Below are 14,824 nucleotides of genomic sequence, written 5' to 3' on the forward strand. Positions count from 1 at the left end.
ACTACCCCGCTGCAGTGTCCATTTGAGCAAGCGCAACAAGTTTTTTCATTGCCTCTAAATTTATTCGGGCACGTTCAAGTGCAGGTAACTTCGTAAGTTCTAAATTTGGAACTTCTGCTGCCAAGGTTAAATCGTTGGGCAATGCCGCAATTAAAGCCACCAAATCAATCTCACCTTGTCCTGGAACCAAGCGGTTTGAACGCGCAATTTTGATTAAGCCTTCATCACTTGGATCATAATCAGCTAAACCATCACAAAGCTGAACGTAGTTCATGCGTGATTTAGGCAATGCCTTGACTTGTTCAATTGTTGAGTCAGAACGATCAAAATGCAGAGAATCAATTAAAACTGCAGCGTTACTTTGAGCGGATTGTTCAACGATGAAATTCGCTTGCTTTAGATTCTTAACTTCAGTCCACGGCATAAATTCCAGATCACAGCTCAAACCATATTGGTTTGAAAATTCACAAAATTGTGCAAAATTCTCAATTAGACGGTTCTGTTCAGGATCATTTCCTGCGACTAAAATATGTTTTGCATCAAGTCGTTGTGCGACTTCTAAAAACTGTAGATAGTTTTGCCCATTAAAGTCAGGCGTCAGGCGTATGATTTCTACATCAGCAATCTGCACACCTGTATCTTTAAGTGCTGTTACGGTTTCAGACACCACGTTTACATCGGTTAAAATCGGATAGTCAGTTTCCTTGGGTGCCGCAGGTAAAAGACGTAACCCGACTTTTGCATACCCACACTCTGCTGCAATTTTGACTGCTTCCACTGGAGCAACATCAGCAACAGTCAAAAATGAAAGTGAATACTGACGCTTAGGCACATTTTTTTGTAGATCAAGCGGCATCATGTTTCATGCCTCCATTGCCAGAGCCATTTTCAAGCAAATAATTCACCATCAAATCACGGACCTGAACAAACATTTCTGTACCCATCACCACGGTACAACCCAATTCCAGAGCTTTAGAAATAAACGGAGTTTTTTCAGGACTGGTCACAACATCGGCAACCGACATTTCAGAGGTTAATTGATCGAGTAGGTACGCTGCAGATTGATCACCGTTCATTCCCATTGGGGTTGCATTGACAACAATATCGAAACCAGAAGGATCATTATTGTGGGCAATGACTTTGCCTTGACCTAAAGCATTTAAATGTTCAACCAATTGTTGCTGACGAGTTGTATCTACATCAAAAATAGCCAGTTCAGCCACGCCAGCCATCAATAGTTCATATGCGATCGCTTTGCCAGCACCGCCTGCACCTGCCAAAATGGCACGTTTATCTTTAAGTTGAATATGTTTAGCTTTAATGGCTTGGATCATGCCTGTACCATCCAGCATGTCACCTTCCCAACCCGCTACAGTGCGACGCATGGTATTGACAGCCCCAATAAACTTGGCGCGGTCAGTCACTTGATCACAGCATTGCAACGCAGTGATTTTGTGTGGAACGGTCACAATCAAACCATCGGTATTGAGCATATTTTTAGTGCTTTCAACAAAGGCAGGAAAATGATCTGGATGCACATCTGCTGGGGAAACAATTGCATTTAAACCTTTATTGATTAGCTCATGAGTCACGCCTTCAGGTGATTTCACCTGTTTAATTGGATGCCCAACCACAAAATAAAGACGAGTAGATCCATTCAATTGAATATCCATAATTCAATATCCTTTAAAAATAAGCAGGTTAGGTTAAAATTTACTTTTAAGAGTGTGCCTTAGATTTGAGCGTTATCTAGCTCACGTTGCTGTATACGTTTAGGGGAATAAATAAGTTTCATTAACATCAGGGCGGTAATGATGCCGACCGTTGGCAAACATAAAATCAGGAAGATTTTACTGGGAGCCCAGCCTAGGCTTAAGAAATATGCGCCTGCAAAAGCACTCGCAACTGCACCCAAACGCCCGATTCCGTGCATCCAGCTATTTCCTGTTGCCCGAGCAAAGACAGGATAAAATGAACTTGAAATACTATTCATACCCGCATTAGCGCCATTCATCCACATCCCGATGAAGAAACACATGGTGCTATACAGTATGAAGTTATGTCCAGCATCCCCAACAAAAACCATGAATACAACCGCAAGTGCATATGCAAACACTAAACCAAGATGCGGATTGACTTTATCCATAAGATAGCCGCATGCAATACATCCAATCGGTCCACCAAGCTGATAAATGGCTGTAATCAAGGAAGCTTCACTAATGCTAAAACCAAATTCATGCGTCATCATGGGTAACCAGCTGCCCAGCAGATAAACCACAAATAATCCCGATGCGTAACTCCACCACAGTAAAAAGCTTCCTATAAGATAAAATGGACTCAGGACAGTTTTAACAGGGTTATCTACGGTATTTGTCTTTGGCTGAGGTAATACAAATACGGTGTTACGAGTATCAAAGTTCGGTGCCATTTTATGAATAATGGCATCAATTTCTTCTTTAGGATGCTGCTTAAGTACCTTATAACCAATAGATTCAGGTAATTTAAAGATTGCAATGGTCGCAAGCAAAATTGGTAAGATGCCTCCAATAATCATCATGGCATGCCAGCTAAAATGCGGAATCACCCAAGCTGCCAGAAAACCACCAATCGCAGCACCAATGGTGAAGCCACTTAAAATAATCGTCACTAAGCGACCATTCACTTTCATCGAAGAATAATCTGTGACCAAGGTCACTGCCTGAGGCATAACACCGCCCATAAACAGACCCGCAATAAAACGAAACATCATCAGCTCTGTCACGTTTGTAGATAGTGCAGCCAGTAAGGTAAATACACCAAAACCAAACAGGTTTGTGATCAAGAGTTTTTTACGCCCGAATTTGTCTGCTAAAGGCCCTGAAATGACCGCACCGACTGCTAAACCAATTAAAGCCGCACTCATGACTGGCGCGAGATCAGTGGTGCTGATGCCCCATGCCTGTTTGATCACAGGGGCAACAAATCCCATTACCGAGATATCAATGCCATCGACAACGACGATCATTAAACATAAGAAAATAATCATTTTTTGCATAGGAGAAATACGATTTTCATCGATAAACTCCCGTAAATTGACTTGTTGAGTCATGCACTTTTCCCTCAGTGTTCACCAGTAAAATATGCGCTTTCCATCGCATGACTGGTTGTTGTTATCCATTCAGATCCTGAATTTTAAAGAACTCAGAAACGACCTTTTCTGAGTTAAGCGATTTATCTCATCTGTATTTAAGATAGAATCTAATCGTACTATAATCGGTTTTTTAAATTTTTGGAACAGTGTTCCAAAAAATAATATCAGGATTTTTATGCTCAGCAATAATGATCGTTCTTTACTCATCCTTGAGGCACTGTTAAAAGAAGTGAATGGATACGCACTTAGCCAACTTGCAGTTGATCTAGATATTCCTAAATCTGCCATGCACCGCATTCTCACAGCGATGAAAGAGATGGGTTATATCTATCAGGACGAATCCACACAGCACTACAAACTTACCCTTAAAATTGCCTCAATGGGTTTAAGTTACTTATCCTCTCGTTCCATTACTGAAACCTTTCAGCCGTATCTGACAGAACTTGCGGAAACCTCCGCTGAGTTGGTTCGTTTAGGTCTGATTGAAGATGAGAAAATCATCTGGATTGGTAAGGCACAAGGCGCTAAATCTGGTCTAAAATATGACCCAGACTCAGGAAATGTCGCCTACTTGCCCGCATCTGCATGCGGTCTTGCCTACCTCTCTGCGCTAAACCAAGATGATTTTTCCCGCCTTGTGGAACGTGAAGGTTTTGACAAAGCCAAAAACTTTGGACCCAATACACCTAAAACACTTACTGAACTGGAAAAAAGCGTTCAAGCATCCAAACAACGGGGTTATGGCATCATCAGCGATACGTATGAACTGGGTATGTCTGCGATGGCACGAATTATTATCAATCCTCATACAGGCAAACCTTTTGGAACGATAAGTATTGCTGGCCCATCTGTCCGTCTCAATCAAAAACGTATCGACGAACTCGCTCCCGCTCTGATTGCAACCGCCGATAAAATTTCCTCCATTATTGATTTGATCCATATTTAAGTTCATACGTACGGATTGTCTTTTCCGCATCGGAGAAGGCAATCCGTAAATGTTCGATGTATAACAATTTGCCTATCCTTTGCATCCCAAACTACTGTTTTTATAAATTTATTTATGACAAACCAATAAAGGCTTAAGCTTGAATTTAATTTGATAGATGAGCCAGATAATCGTTGCCATAAGCAAAATTGAAATTAGCCATAAAGTAACGATGAGTCCCATATACTCAATCAAATAACTCGAAAAGATGACAGGCCAAATCGTTCCCTGATATGCGATAAATAAATAGCTTGAAAAGATCAATGGATTTTTTTCAAGATCTATAATTTTCCCAATAAAATAATACGCAGCACTGAGCGAGAACCCATGTCCTATCCCTGTGAATAAAATACTCAGGAATAAAAAGGTCATGCCATGTTCAATTTCTGCAACTACAAGACTGATTGTTCCGAGCAACAATGCTGCCAAACCATAGGACAACACATTCATCTCTTTCAAAGATTTGCAAAATAACTGGCTCAGCACTGAAACAAACAAAATGATTGAAATAGAAAACCCTGTAAATGTGGCTGAAGAATGGATCGCCAAATTTCGTATAAACGTTCCAGCCAAAGCCGCATATAAGCTAAATGCGCCGAAACTACACAGTGCTGAAATACTGCATATCCAGAAGATTTTACGGGATGCTACTTGAGGTAAAATTAAACCTTCAACTTTAAGGAGTTCAATCCATTTATGTTTTTTTTCTGACTGGATTTTAGGCTGAACCCACAACACACTGAATAAAACGACTCCAGTAAATATTGCCATAATCCAGTAAGGATCTGCCAATGGGTGATGGGTATGATCTGCCAAGATACCTCCAAGTAAAGGACCTAAAGCAAAGCCCAATATAGTAATCATGGAAGTTAATTTTTCTGAAAGCATTTTATTTCTAAAAGGATATTGATCTTTAAGACCCACCATTGCCGCTGTCGTAATGAGACCAGAAGCAATTCCAATTAAAAACCGAGAAAAACTCAACAGCCAAATAGATAAAGCAAAGGCTGACAAAATCATACCAATAATGCTTAGGCTAAGACTGACAACAATAACCTGCTTATAGTTATAAATCGCATTCAATTTACTTAAAAATAGCAGTGAAAATACCACACCAAGCATATAGGCAATAAAGATATACCCCACTTGCGAGGTCGTGATCCCCCAAACCTGCTCATAAATTGCATACAGTGGGCTTGCCAGTGCCGTACTCACGGCTGCAAGACATAGCGCAAAACTAATAATCATGTATTGCGTACTGGAACTTGGCGTCTGCATCGGTTGAACCAAAAATGACTTTTAAGTCGATTTTAATCAAAAGTGATCTAAAGGTCAATTTATGTTAGATTACTTCTATGTAAACGATCGTTGAATACGCTATGGAAAAGCCAAGAACCCGCGGTCCAAGTATTGAAAAAACACAAGAAACACGACATAAAATTCTGGATGCTGCACTTCAATACTTTATTCAGGAAGGGTTTGCCCGAAGTAAAATTTCTGATATTGCAAAACACGCAGAGTTGGGCAAAGGGACTATTTATTCTTATTTTGAAACCAAGGAACAATTGTTTGAAGGTGTCATCGATGCATTCATGAATGAGTCTTTTCGTCCGATTAAAGCGCATGAAATTCAAGATAATGAGTCAGTATACGAATTTATTTGCAAAAAGATTGTGCCGAGCGTTTTAACCCTGGAATCTACAGGTCGTGCCGATATGGCGCTGCTCATTTTACGTGAAGGAAAAAATTTCCCCAGCATTTTACAAACTTATTGCAATAAGATTTTTTTACCAATCCAACATGAGCTACAGCAACTTGTTGAACTGGCAATACAACGCCAAGAACTCCCTGCCCACATTAATCCGAAATCTTTTGCATTACTCATTGTCAGTCCAATGTGGATGGGCATGATTCATAACCACATCCTTAATTCGAATGAAGTCTTACAATTAGATCAATTATTTAAAGAGAATTTAAAGCTTTTATTTCACTCTTGAACTGCTGTTTGAATAGACTGCTTTCATGATGATTTATCTAATCTTTGTCTTTTCGATACAGGAAAACGGATCCATGCAAGGCGTCGCGGTAAACAAGTTTTTCTCGCTCATTTCCTTTCAAGCATCTTCGACTTAATCCTATACCAGATTTTAGGTAGAGTCGTTGTGTTTTGTTCGCACTCTCATTAGAACAAAACAAAGAGAACATCATCAGTAACCCATGCAGGCTATGATTCCAGATTGAATGTATCGTCAAATGGTGGAGCTGTTAACTTGTCAAGATCCGAAAATCGGGATGCAATTGCTGCCAGTGCATTTTTAATTTTTCCTTATGAACTGCCGCCATAGGAAGATCGGCTAATGCTTTTGGCCATAGTGTCCGCGCCTTAGCCATAACATCATGCAACTGCTTTTCAATGACTCGCCAAGGAACCCCAACTTTTTCTGCCCATTGTCGAAAGTGCTTTATTTCAGCTAAATACCAGTCCTTATTTTTGGCAAGGTTCAAGGCGAAATGTCGCTCATTTTCAATATAAACACTGGTCATTAAAATATCATAGGCAGGTGAGAATCTGGGTGTACGCATATCAGGGTAGATCATACTCCAGTTTTTTAAATGTGCATCGCCATTTGCCAGTAAAATATTGATCAGAATACGACTGGCAAATTGTTGAATATCCACAATTTTATTACTAGAATACTGATAAATAATTTGACCGATCTGCTCATAATTGGTGCTGCTGTATTTTTGATGCGGATACACCCCAAAAATCTGAGCGAAATCTTCAATATGAACTCGCTCTGTTGTTTGGTCAGTGCTGTACCGATCAAATCTTTTGATTGCAAATGCATATTGTTCTTGGGGAAAATTTAGCGCTGGTAGATCCTGTAGACAGGCCATATCCACCAGTTGAATCTCTGGAATCTCAATTCCTGCCATCTGGGCAAGCGTCATGGCCGAATATTCGTTCAGCGGCACAAACGCGTGCCGTGTGGAAGGCGTTTTAATAATCCAGTCCCCAAGTAAAGCCGACTCTGTCCCATGTGCCAAAGTAAAACGCCCATCTTGAGCTTTCATGGAAAACTTCATCTGTACACCTGCAAGCGAAAACTTATTATCTGTTTGTAGCTCTTGCGGTGTGACTTGGTCAGTATTTGAGATCTGAAGCTTGTATTTTATCGTATCTGGAATTTCATCAAGATTTGCATGTATTGCAAGCAATGCGCCTGGTAGGTCATGCCCCAAAGCCGCCAGTAACTGGAATTCACTGTCAATATGAACTTTTAAACTGCTGGCAATCAGCTCTCGCAATGCCCCTTCAGGCAATAAGTTCGATAGCAATGGATGTAAGCGCTGATGCGTTACGAAGGTCTTTGCCAAGATTTTTTCAGATTGTGGATGTACAGGCGAAGTTAATACACTCAGTGTTGGGCGTTGTGAATCAAGCCGAAAGTTATTGGTAAAAACCAGAATATTTTTTCCGTTCTGAAACCCCGCCAAGTATCCGACTAGCATGTGTTGCAATGTTAATTTCAGAACACTGACACTATTCATGATTCAGTATCTCCCAATAGACCTTTCCACGGGTTAGTCATTAAGTCATCCTGATCTTCAATGCTGACTTTAATTTCATCATTTAACAACTGCCTGACCAAATATGCTTTATCGTCAGGAATCAGCATCAACTGCGCATTGAGCCCAGCGGCAACAATTTCCAGCGTATCTAAGCGTGGATTACCCTGACTTTCCAGTTTTTGATACTGCTGCCGCGATATGCCTGTGCGAGATTGCATATCGGCCTGTTTAAAGCCAAGCTGGATTCGTCTTTGTTTAATTTGCTGAAGTAAAGGCTCATTCATGGTAGATACTTTGATTGCTTTTAAAATCATTAAGCAATATATTAGTTTCTTTTTTCAAGTTAAGCAATCCATGAGTTGCTTTATATGAAAAAATTTAAAAATGATGAATAAGCAAGATATCGTGGCGGTCAAAAAACAGGTATTTTTCTGCCTCGGTAAGGTCAGAGATTAAGGCATTTTCATTCAATAGAGATTGAATGAGTGTTACTAAAATGAGTAATCCTGAGAAAATAATTTAAAAAATACTTGTCTAAGCCATTGATTACTCGGATTATGGTGAAATCTAGCATGCCAGTGTTGCTTCACACTATAATCTGGAAAATGATAAGGAGGCTGCAATATTTTTAAGCCCCCCCGTGCTAATAAAACCTGACTCAAATAATGTGGAATTGTGGCAATTGCATCAGTATCTTGTACAACAAGTCCCACACCTAAATAACTTGGCAGGCGAATGAGAATATTACGATTCACCCCCAATTTTTGCAGTTCATGTTCAAGAGTATAGTGTCCACCTGTCGCTAAAATATCGACATGCAGTTCTCGTCGATATTCTTCATCTGAAATACTGCTTTCTCCAAGCCGAGGGTGCTCTTGGCTCGCAATACAAACATAGTGCTGATGAAATAAGGTTTGTTGATAAAAACCTGCTTCGAGTTGCGGTAAAAATCCGATCGCGAGATCAATTTCACCATTGGACATCATCAATGGCGTATTTAAATCAATCGGATGGATGTCGAGGCGAATATTGGGTGCATGCACTCTAAGATAATTGATTAATTTTGGTAGCAACACCAAATGACTAATGTCAGTCATACTCAATCTGAATTCATAATCCGAAGTGAGTGGATCAAACTCAATATTATAATCTTGAATGACCTTAAGCTTATTTAAAGCCTCCACTACGATTGGGTAAATTTGTTTTGATAATTCAGTTGGTTGCATTTTATTTTCAATGCGAACAAACAGTGGATCATGAAAATGAGTTCTTAACTGACCCAAAGCAATACTCAGTGTCGGTTGCCCAATCCCTAATTTTTCGGCAGCTTTAGAAACGCTATTATGCTTATAAATTTCAAAGAAAATTTTTAATAAGCGTGTATCGATATCTAGCATCATCTTTCTATATTGATAATATCAATACAGTGTATTAATTTTTGCTCATAGCTTCAACAAAATTCTGTTGTTACCTTAAATACCAATCAAGAGCTGAGTCTCGATACAACAATTTAAATTGTTGTTATGGATGTATAAAAAGGACGAACAATGGAACAGTTAGCAACTCTGGACGATTTACCAAAGCGTTATTTGAATGACTTGAAACAGTCAAATTTAGTTCCTTTGTGGCCAAGTTTACGTAACGTACTTCCACCACAAAAACCCATTCCGCAAACCATCGCAACGGCATGGTACTTCAAAGAAATTAAACCATTGCTTTTAGAAGCTGGGGAGCTTACTCCAATTGAAAAAGCAGAGCGTCGGGTTTTGGTACTTGCCAATCCTGGGCATGGTTTGGAAAACATGAAAGCCAGTTCGGTCATGTATTTGGGGATGCAGTTATTGCTACCTAAAGAATGGGCACCTGCACATCGTCACACCCCCAATGCGGTGCGTCTTATTGTTGAAGGCGAAGGCGCATATACCACTGTAGAAGGGCAAAAATGCTTAATGGAGCATGGCGATCTTATCCTTACACCATCAGGGCTTTGGCATGAACATGGGCATGATGGAACGGAACCTGTGATCTGGTTGGACGTGCTGGATTTACCACTGGTCTACTATATGGAAGCGTCTTATGTCCAGCCAGGCGACATTCAGAAAGTGACCAGTTCTGGAAATGCGCATCGCTATGGTGTAGGTGTTGTTCCAACTTGTCATTTTATCCGTGAAAACGCCTCTTATCCAATGATGCGCTATTCATGGAAAGAGACACGAAAAGTGCTTCATGCCTTAGCTGAAGATCAGCAACATCAAGGGCCTGTTGAAGTCACTTATATCAACCCTGAAACAGGTGCTGATTGCCAAAATATTATTGGTTATTCCGCAATGATGTTACGCCCACATGAAACTGTTCAGTTGCAGCCACGTTCATGCGCTCAGGTCTTTCATGTGATTGATGGTCAGGTCATGGTGAAAATAGATGAGAAAATTTTTGATCTGGGCAAAGCAGATACGGCTTGTGCACCTTGTTTCTCTCAAATTGATTTAATCAATAATTCTGACCAGCCTTGTTATGTGTTTATTGCGGATGAAGCACCTGTTCAGAAAAAACTGGGCGTGTATTCGGTACGCGAACGTCATTAATTTAGATTTTATAAGGATATAAATCATGTCAAATCAAGATCAACCCATTTTAATTACTGGCGGTGGCATTGGTGGTTTTGCAGCAGCATTGGCGTTGTCAAAACAAGGCTTTAAGGTTCAGGTCTTTGAGCAAGCCCCTGAAATCGGTGAAATTGGTGCGGGTATCCAGTTAGGACCAAATGCTTTTCACGCTTTTGATGCGCTCGGCATTGGTGAAATTGCCCGTAGTAAAGCGGTTTATACCGATTATATGGTGATGCACGATGCGATTGATGAATATCAGATTGGGAAAATTCCAACCGATGAAAAGTTCCGTCAACGCTTTGGTAATCCTTATGCAGTAATTCACCGTGCAGACATTCATGGTTCATTGGTAGAAGGTGCAAAAAAATATGGCGACCTTGAAATCATTACCAACTGTCACATTCAGAAAGTTGAACAGAACGAAAATAGTGTCACCATCTATGACCAAAATGGTAAGTCTTATACTGGTCAGGCATTGATTGGTGCAGATGGTGTGAAATCTGTGGTACGTGAAACTTATGTGCATGACCCTGCCTTGGTGACAGGTCACGTGGTCTACCGTGCAGTCGTCCCAGAAAGTGAATTTCCAGAGGACTTAAAATGGAATGCTGCCAGCATTTGGGTGGGGCCAAACTGTCACCTTGTGCATTACCCGCTACGTGGCGGCAAGGAATATAACGTGGTGGTAACCTTCCATAGCCGCCAGCAAGAACAATGGGGTGTCACTGACGGTTCTAAAGAGGAAGTTTTATCTTACTTCCAAGGCATCTGTCCGAAAGCACGTCAACTGATTGAGTTGCCAAAAAGCTGGCGTCGCTGGGCAACCGCTGACCGCGAACCGATTGATACATGGACCTTTGGTCGAGTAACTTTACTGGGAGATGCAGCTCATCCAACCACACAATACATGGCACAAGGCGCATGTATGGCACTGGAAGATGCCGTTACCCTTGGCGAAGCACTACGTGTGAACAACAATGATTTGCTGACTGCGTTGGATATGTATCAAAAAGCCCGTGTGGCACGTACGGCACGTATCGTTCTGTCTTCACGCGAAATGGGCAAACTCTACCATGCTTCGGGTGTAAAACGTTTAGTCCGTAATGATTTGTGGCGTGGCCGTTCAGCAGAACGTTTCTATGATGCGATGGAATGGTTGTATGGCTGGAACGTGAGTAACTGTCTGGATGCAGTGAAAAACTACCAAGGGCATGCGGCATGAAATTTTATGGATTTTTCCGCAGCGGAAGCTCACATCGAGTCCGAATAGTCTTCAATCTGAAAGGCTTGGACTATGCCAAAGAATTTATTTCTTTGGCAAAAAATGAGCATCGTCAGGGTACATTCACCGCTATAAATCCACAAGGTTTTGTACCCGTACTGGAAACCGAACAAGGTTATTTAACGCAAAGCCCAGCCATCATTGAATGGCTGGAGGAAAAATACCCTGAACCTGCATTATTGCCAAAAGATGCATTTGCTAAGGCTAAAGTTCGTGCAATGGCTGCTTTAATTGGTTGTGATATTCATCCATTAAATAACAAGCGCGTACTGGAATATTTACGTCAGGATCTCGCTCTGGATGAAGCACAAGTATTGGCTTGGTGTGCAAAGTGGATTCACAGTGGTTTTTCAGCTTTAGAAAACATGCTGAGTCAAGACCCAGATCGTGGCAAGTTCTGTTATGGCAACCAGCCGACTATTGCCGATGCCTATTTAATTCCACAGGTAGATTCAGCACTGCGTTTTCAGGTGGATTTGCCATCTTATCCCAATATTTTTGAAATTTATCAACACTGTATGACACTGGATGCCTTTCAAAAAGCAGCGCCAAAACAGCAACCTGACGCATTGTAATACAGCAAATATGAGACAAGGAATACAAGATATGTCGTTTATTTTTCAGCCGATGACCCAAGCGGGTTTGTTTATTGATGGTTCAACCCAGAAATTTCCTGTGCGCCGCGTGTACTGTGTTGGTCGTAACTATGCTGCACATGCGCGTGAAATGGGATTTGATCCAGATCGTGAACCGCCATTTTTCTTTTGTAAGCCCAATGACTTAGAGTCGATTGTTCCTGTCAATCAAGAAGTGGTTGATATTCCATATCCAGCGCAGACGTCCAACTACCATTATGAAATCGAGCTGGTGGTTGCTATTGGTAAAGATGGCAAAAACATTGCTGTCGAAGATGCGGCTAATTACATTTATGGTTATGCGGTCGGTCTGGACATGACCCGTCGTGACTTGCAAATGGCAATGCGTGAAAAAGGCCGTCCATGGGAAGTGGGTAAGGCATTTGATTTTTCTGCGCCAGTTGGTCCAATTCATCCCATTACTCAGACGGGTGAACTCAATCAGGCTGACATCCATCTAACGGTAAATGGTGAGACCAAACAGCGTAGTGATGTTAGTCATTTAATCTGGAATGTATCTGAAACGATTGCCAACCTGTCATCTTTATTTGAACTCAAAGCGGGGGATCTGATTTTCACTGGAACGCCTGAAGGTGTTGGCGCTGTGGTGAAAGGTGATGTCATGCGTGCTGATATTACAGGATTAACAGGAATTACAGTTAACGTTAAATAAATCAATGGTTTGATTTTTAAATAGAGTGCCTGACCTCAATAAAAAATACAGTCGGGTACTCATTTGCTAAGGATTGCAAAAACACCATTTTACATGGTGTGAGGATGTTCTATGTCTCAAAATAAGATGAAAGTCGATATTCAGAGTTTTATTGATGCTAACCCGCTGTCATCGCTGCAAAAAAGCATTATGTGGTTATGCTTTGTAATTGTTGCGATTGATGGTTTTGATACTGCTGCAATTGGTTTTATTGCCCCAGCACTCAAAGCCGAATGGGCACTCAAAGCAACAGATCTTGCACCGCTATTTGCTTCTGGTTTATTTGGTTTAATGGCAGGCGCTCTCATTTTTGGACCATTGGCAGATAAACTGGGTCGTAAACCCATCTTGCTAGGTTCAGTCGTGGTCTTTAGTTTAGCCACAGTATTTTCTGCGTTTTCTCCAGATTTACATACCCTGATTATTCTGCGGTTTATCACTGGATTGGGCTTAGGCGGTGCCATGCCGAATGCCATTACCCTCACGGCTGAATATGCCCCAACATCACGTCGTTCCAATTTGGTCACTATGATGTTTTGTGGATTTACCATTGGTTCAGCTTTTGGTGGAATTCTATCCGCACAGTTATTGCCACATATTGGCTGGCATGGAATCTTGCTGACTGGAGGAATTTTACCGTTATTGCTGGTTCCTTTTTTAATGTATTTCTTACCAGAATCGATTCGTTTTCTGGTTCTAAAAAAGAAAGCCACAGATAAAATTGAAAAAATTGCTGCTCGAATTGCACCTGCAAAAACTGAGATTCCGACCCTCATTCCTACCGTAAACGAAGTTGAAAAATCAAGCCTTAAAGATCTGTTTACCAAAGGTTATGCACTTGGTACAGTTTTGATTTGGTTTACTTTTTTTATGAGCCTGCTCATCATTTATATGATTTCTAGCTGGATGCCAACCTTGCTCACCAATGCAGGTTTCAACTTATCCAACGCGTCTTGGCTGACCTCGATTTTTCAGGTCGGTGGAACGATTGGTGCGATTGTTCTTGGGCTACTGATGGATAGGCAAGATGCGACTAAAATCCTAAGTATGGCTTATATATTGGGTGGTTTATGTCTGGTTGGTTTAGGGTTTGGCATTGAACAGGCCAATACGTTGCTGTTGATGTTGGCAATGTTTGGCGTTGGTGCAGGCATTAGTGGTTCTCAAGTAGGGGCAAATGCATTTGCTTCGGGTTTTTACCCAACCCATTGTCGTGCGACAGGGGTAAGTTGGTCAAATGCAGTCGGTCGTTCTGGCTCAGTGATTGGCTCAGTCGTAGGAGGATGGCTAATGTCTTTAAACTTATCTAGCCTTGAAATCATGAGTTTACTTGCGATACCCGCAGTGCTTGCAGCAATTTCGCTACTTTTGATTCAACGTTTAAAAAAAGAACAGTCCCAAGTCATCTCCGAATTGTCTTGAAACCACAACGCTAATTCTATTCACATCATATTTACTTGATAAGACCTTTCTGTGCCTGACCGCACAGAAAGCAAGGATGCTGTATGCGCTTATTACCATGTTTTAAATCACACTATTTAGCTGCTTCAACCCTATTCTTTATCGGTGGAATATCAAGTTCTGTACTTTTCGCAGCAGATTCACTGGGGCAGCCAAACGACGATGAATGGAAATTCACCCTGAAAAATGCCTATATCAACCGTGACTTTGAAAATCCTGCCATCAAGGATGCTGGTAGCTGGTCTCAGTCGGCTTCTCTGTTCTACACCTCCAAAATGCGTGATACACCTTTAGAGATTGCTGATAAACCTTTGACTATCGGGGTTGATGCTTCAGTTCAATATGCAGTACGTTTAAGTAATGACAGACATGTTGCCGATACGGTTTTGCCTTTTGACACGCAGACAAAATCTCAAGCCTATGACTATTTAAAACAT

15 protein-coding genes are annotated in these 14,824 nt (G+C 41.1%); 8 read left to right on the top strand and 7 right to left on the bottom strand.

Going from position 1 to position 14,824, the window contains the following annotated elements; translation table 11 throughout:
- Position 1: 1 nt before the first annotated feature.
- From E0H77_RS10040 to E0H77_RS10050, 3 genes are read right to left on the bottom strand one after another with little or no spacing between them, the layout of a single operon-like run.
- Entirely contained in the window at positions 2-859 is an 858-nt protein-coding gene (locus tag E0H77_RS10040; RefSeq protein WP_131377690.1) for a sugar phosphate isomerase/epimerase family protein, read from the bottom strand.
- The gene (locus tag E0H77_RS10045) at positions 846-1,673 is read right to left on the bottom strand and encodes a shikimate dehydrogenase family protein (protein WP_131377693.1); all 828 of its coding nucleotides are present in this window, start codon (positions 1,671-1,673) and stop codon (positions 846-848) included. The genes E0H77_RS10040 and E0H77_RS10045 overlap by 14 nt, the downstream gene beginning before the upstream one ends.
- A 59-nt stretch (positions 1,674-1,732) precedes the next feature.
- Positions 1,733-3,088: an MFS transporter gene (locus E0H77_RS10050; protein ID WP_131377696.1), complete on the bottom strand. Its 1,356-nt coding sequence runs from the start codon at positions 3,086-3,088 to the stop codon at positions 1,733-1,735.
- A 217-nt stretch (positions 3,089-3,305) separates the two neighbouring features.
- Between E0H77_RS10050 and E0H77_RS10055 the strand changes: the two genes are divergently transcribed.
- On the top strand, positions 3,306-4,076 hold the full coding sequence (locus E0H77_RS10055) for an IclR family transcriptional regulator (protein WP_131377699.1): 771 nt from the start codon (positions 3,306-3,308) through the stop codon (positions 4,074-4,076).
- A 108-nt stretch (positions 4,077-4,184) separates the two neighbouring features.
- On the opposite strand, the gene E0H77_RS10060 is transcribed toward E0H77_RS10055, so the two are convergent.
- A complete protein-coding gene (locus tag E0H77_RS10060; RefSeq protein ID WP_131377702.1) occupies positions 4,185-5,393 on the bottom strand; it encodes an MFS transporter in 1,209 nt (402 codons plus the stop codon).
- A 101-nt stretch (positions 5,394-5,494) separates the two neighbouring features.
- Here E0H77_RS10060 and E0H77_RS10065 point away from each other — a divergent pair, with 101 nt between their 5' ends.
- On the top strand, positions 5,495-6,112 hold the full coding sequence (locus tag E0H77_RS10065) for a TetR/AcrR family transcriptional regulator (protein ID WP_131377705.1): 618 nt from the start codon (positions 5,495-5,497) through the stop codon (positions 6,110-6,112).
- A 268-nt stretch (positions 6,113-6,380) separates the two neighbouring features.
- Here the strand turns inward: E0H77_RS10065 and E0H77_RS10070 are convergent, their stop codons facing one another.
- The 3 genes from E0H77_RS10070 to E0H77_RS10080 all read right to left on the bottom strand — a co-directional run bounded on the left by E0H77_RS10070 (position 6,381) and on the right by E0H77_RS10080 (position 9,085).
- Positions 6,381-7,667, bottom strand: coding sequence for a type II toxin-antitoxin system HipA family toxin (locus E0H77_RS10070; protein WP_131377708.1), 1,287 nt, complete (start codon positions 7,665-7,667; stop codon positions 6,381-6,383).
- On the bottom strand, positions 7,664-7,972 hold the full coding sequence (locus E0H77_RS10075) for a helix-turn-helix transcriptional regulator (RefSeq protein WP_131377711.1): 309 nt from the start codon (positions 7,970-7,972) through the stop codon (positions 7,664-7,666). Before E0H77_RS10075 ends, E0H77_RS10070 begins: the two co-directional genes overlap by 4 nt.
- Positions 7,973-8,179: 207 nt before the next feature.
- Positions 8,180-9,085, bottom strand: a complete 906-nt coding sequence (locus E0H77_RS10080) for a LysR family transcriptional regulator (RefSeq protein ID WP_131377713.1) — start codon at positions 9,083-9,085, stop codon at positions 8,180-8,182.
- A gap of 150 nt (positions 9,086-9,235) precedes the next feature.
- Here E0H77_RS10080 and E0H77_RS10085 point away from each other — a divergent pair, with 150 nt between their 5' ends.
- From E0H77_RS10085 to E0H77_RS10110, 6 genes are all read left to right on the top strand, one after another.
- Positions 9,236-10,273: a cupin domain-containing protein gene (locus tag E0H77_RS10085; protein ID WP_131377715.1), complete on the top strand. Its 1,038-nt coding sequence runs from the start codon at positions 9,236-9,238 to the stop codon at positions 10,271-10,273.
- A gap of 25 nt (positions 10,274-10,298) precedes the next feature.
- Positions 10,299-11,519 (top strand): 3-hydroxybenzoate 6-monooxygenase, encoded by a 1,221-nt coding sequence (locus E0H77_RS10090; protein WP_131377717.1) that lies wholly within the window; start codon positions 10,299-10,301, stop codon positions 11,517-11,519.
- The gene (gene maiA, locus E0H77_RS10095; RefSeq protein ID WP_131377719.1) at positions 11,516-12,154 is read left to right on the top strand and encodes a maleylacetoacetate isomerase; all 639 of its coding nucleotides are present in this window, start codon (positions 11,516-11,518) and stop codon (positions 12,152-12,154) included. Before E0H77_RS10090 ends, maiA begins: the two co-directional genes overlap by 4 nt.
- Before the next feature lie 31 nt (positions 12,155-12,185).
- Complete coding sequence (locus E0H77_RS10100) at positions 12,186-12,887, top strand: fumarylacetoacetate hydrolase family protein (protein WP_131377721.1); 702 nt, start codon at positions 12,186-12,188, stop codon at positions 12,885-12,887.
- A gap of 111 nt (positions 12,888-12,998) precedes the next feature.
- Positions 12,999-14,348 carry an MFS transporter gene (locus tag E0H77_RS10105; RefSeq protein ID WP_131377723.1) on the top strand — a complete coding sequence of 450 codons (1,350 nt, stop codon included), beginning with the start codon at positions 12,999-13,001 and terminating at the stop codon, positions 14,346-14,348.
- An 83-nt stretch (positions 14,349-14,431) separates the two neighbouring features.
- The coding region (locus E0H77_RS10110) for an OprD family outer membrane porin (RefSeq protein WP_131377725.1) at positions 14,432-14,824 on the top strand (393 nt) is incomplete at its 3' end.

Origin of the sequence: Acinetobacter brisouioides (assembly GCF_004331075.1) — a bacterium.
Lineage (GTDB): Bacteria > Pseudomonadota > Gammaproteobacteria > Pseudomonadales > Moraxellaceae > Acinetobacter.

Coding starts and splice junctions, on each gene's coding strand:
- E0H77_RS10050 (WP_131377696.1), bottom strand. CDS start 3,088: ATGACTCAACAAGTCAATTTACGGGAGTTTATCGATGAAAATCGTATT.
- E0H77_RS10060 (WP_131377702.1), bottom strand. CDS start 5,393: ATGCAGACGCCAAGTTCCAGTACGCAATACATGATTATTAGTTTTGCG.
- E0H77_RS10090 (WP_131377717.1), top strand. CDS start 10,299: ATGTCAAATCAAGATCAACCCATTTTAATTACTGGCGGTGGCATTGGT.
- E0H77_RS10085 (WP_131377715.1), top strand. CDS start 9,236: ATGGAACAGTTAGCAACTCTGGACGATTTACCAAAGCGTTATTTGAAT.
- E0H77_RS10100 (WP_131377721.1), top strand. CDS start 12,186: ATGTCGTTTATTTTTCAGCCGATGACCCAAGCGGGTTTGTTTATTGAT.
- E0H77_RS10080 (WP_131377713.1), bottom strand. CDS start 9,085: ATGCTAGATATCGATACACGCTTATTAAAAATTTTCTTTGAAATTTAT.
- E0H77_RS10105 (WP_131377723.1), top strand. CDS start 12,999: ATGTCTCAAAATAAGATGAAAGTCGATATTCAGAGTTTTATTGATGCT.
- maiA (WP_131377719.1), top strand. CDS start 11,516: ATGAAATTTTATGGATTTTTCCGCAGCGGAAGCTCACATCGAGTCCGA.
- E0H77_RS10055 (WP_131377699.1), top strand. CDS start 3,306: ATGCTCAGCAATAATGATCGTTCTTTACTCATCCTTGAGGCACTGTTA.
- E0H77_RS10045 (WP_131377693.1), bottom strand. CDS start 1,673: ATGGATATTCAATTGAATGGATCTACTCGTCTTTATTTTGTGGTTGGG.
- E0H77_RS10040 (WP_131377690.1), bottom strand. CDS start 859: ATGATGCCGCTTGATCTACAAAAAAATGTGCCTAAGCGTCAGTATTCA.
- E0H77_RS10070 (WP_131377708.1), bottom strand. CDS start 7,667: ATGAATAGTGTCAGTGTTCTGAAATTAACATTGCAACACATGCTAGTC.
- E0H77_RS10075 (WP_131377711.1), bottom strand. CDS start 7,972: ATGAATGAGCCTTTACTTCAGCAAATTAAACAAAGACGAATCCAGCTT.
- E0H77_RS10065 (WP_131377705.1), top strand. CDS start 5,495: ATGGAAAAGCCAAGAACCCGCGGTCCAAGTATTGAAAAAACACAAGAA.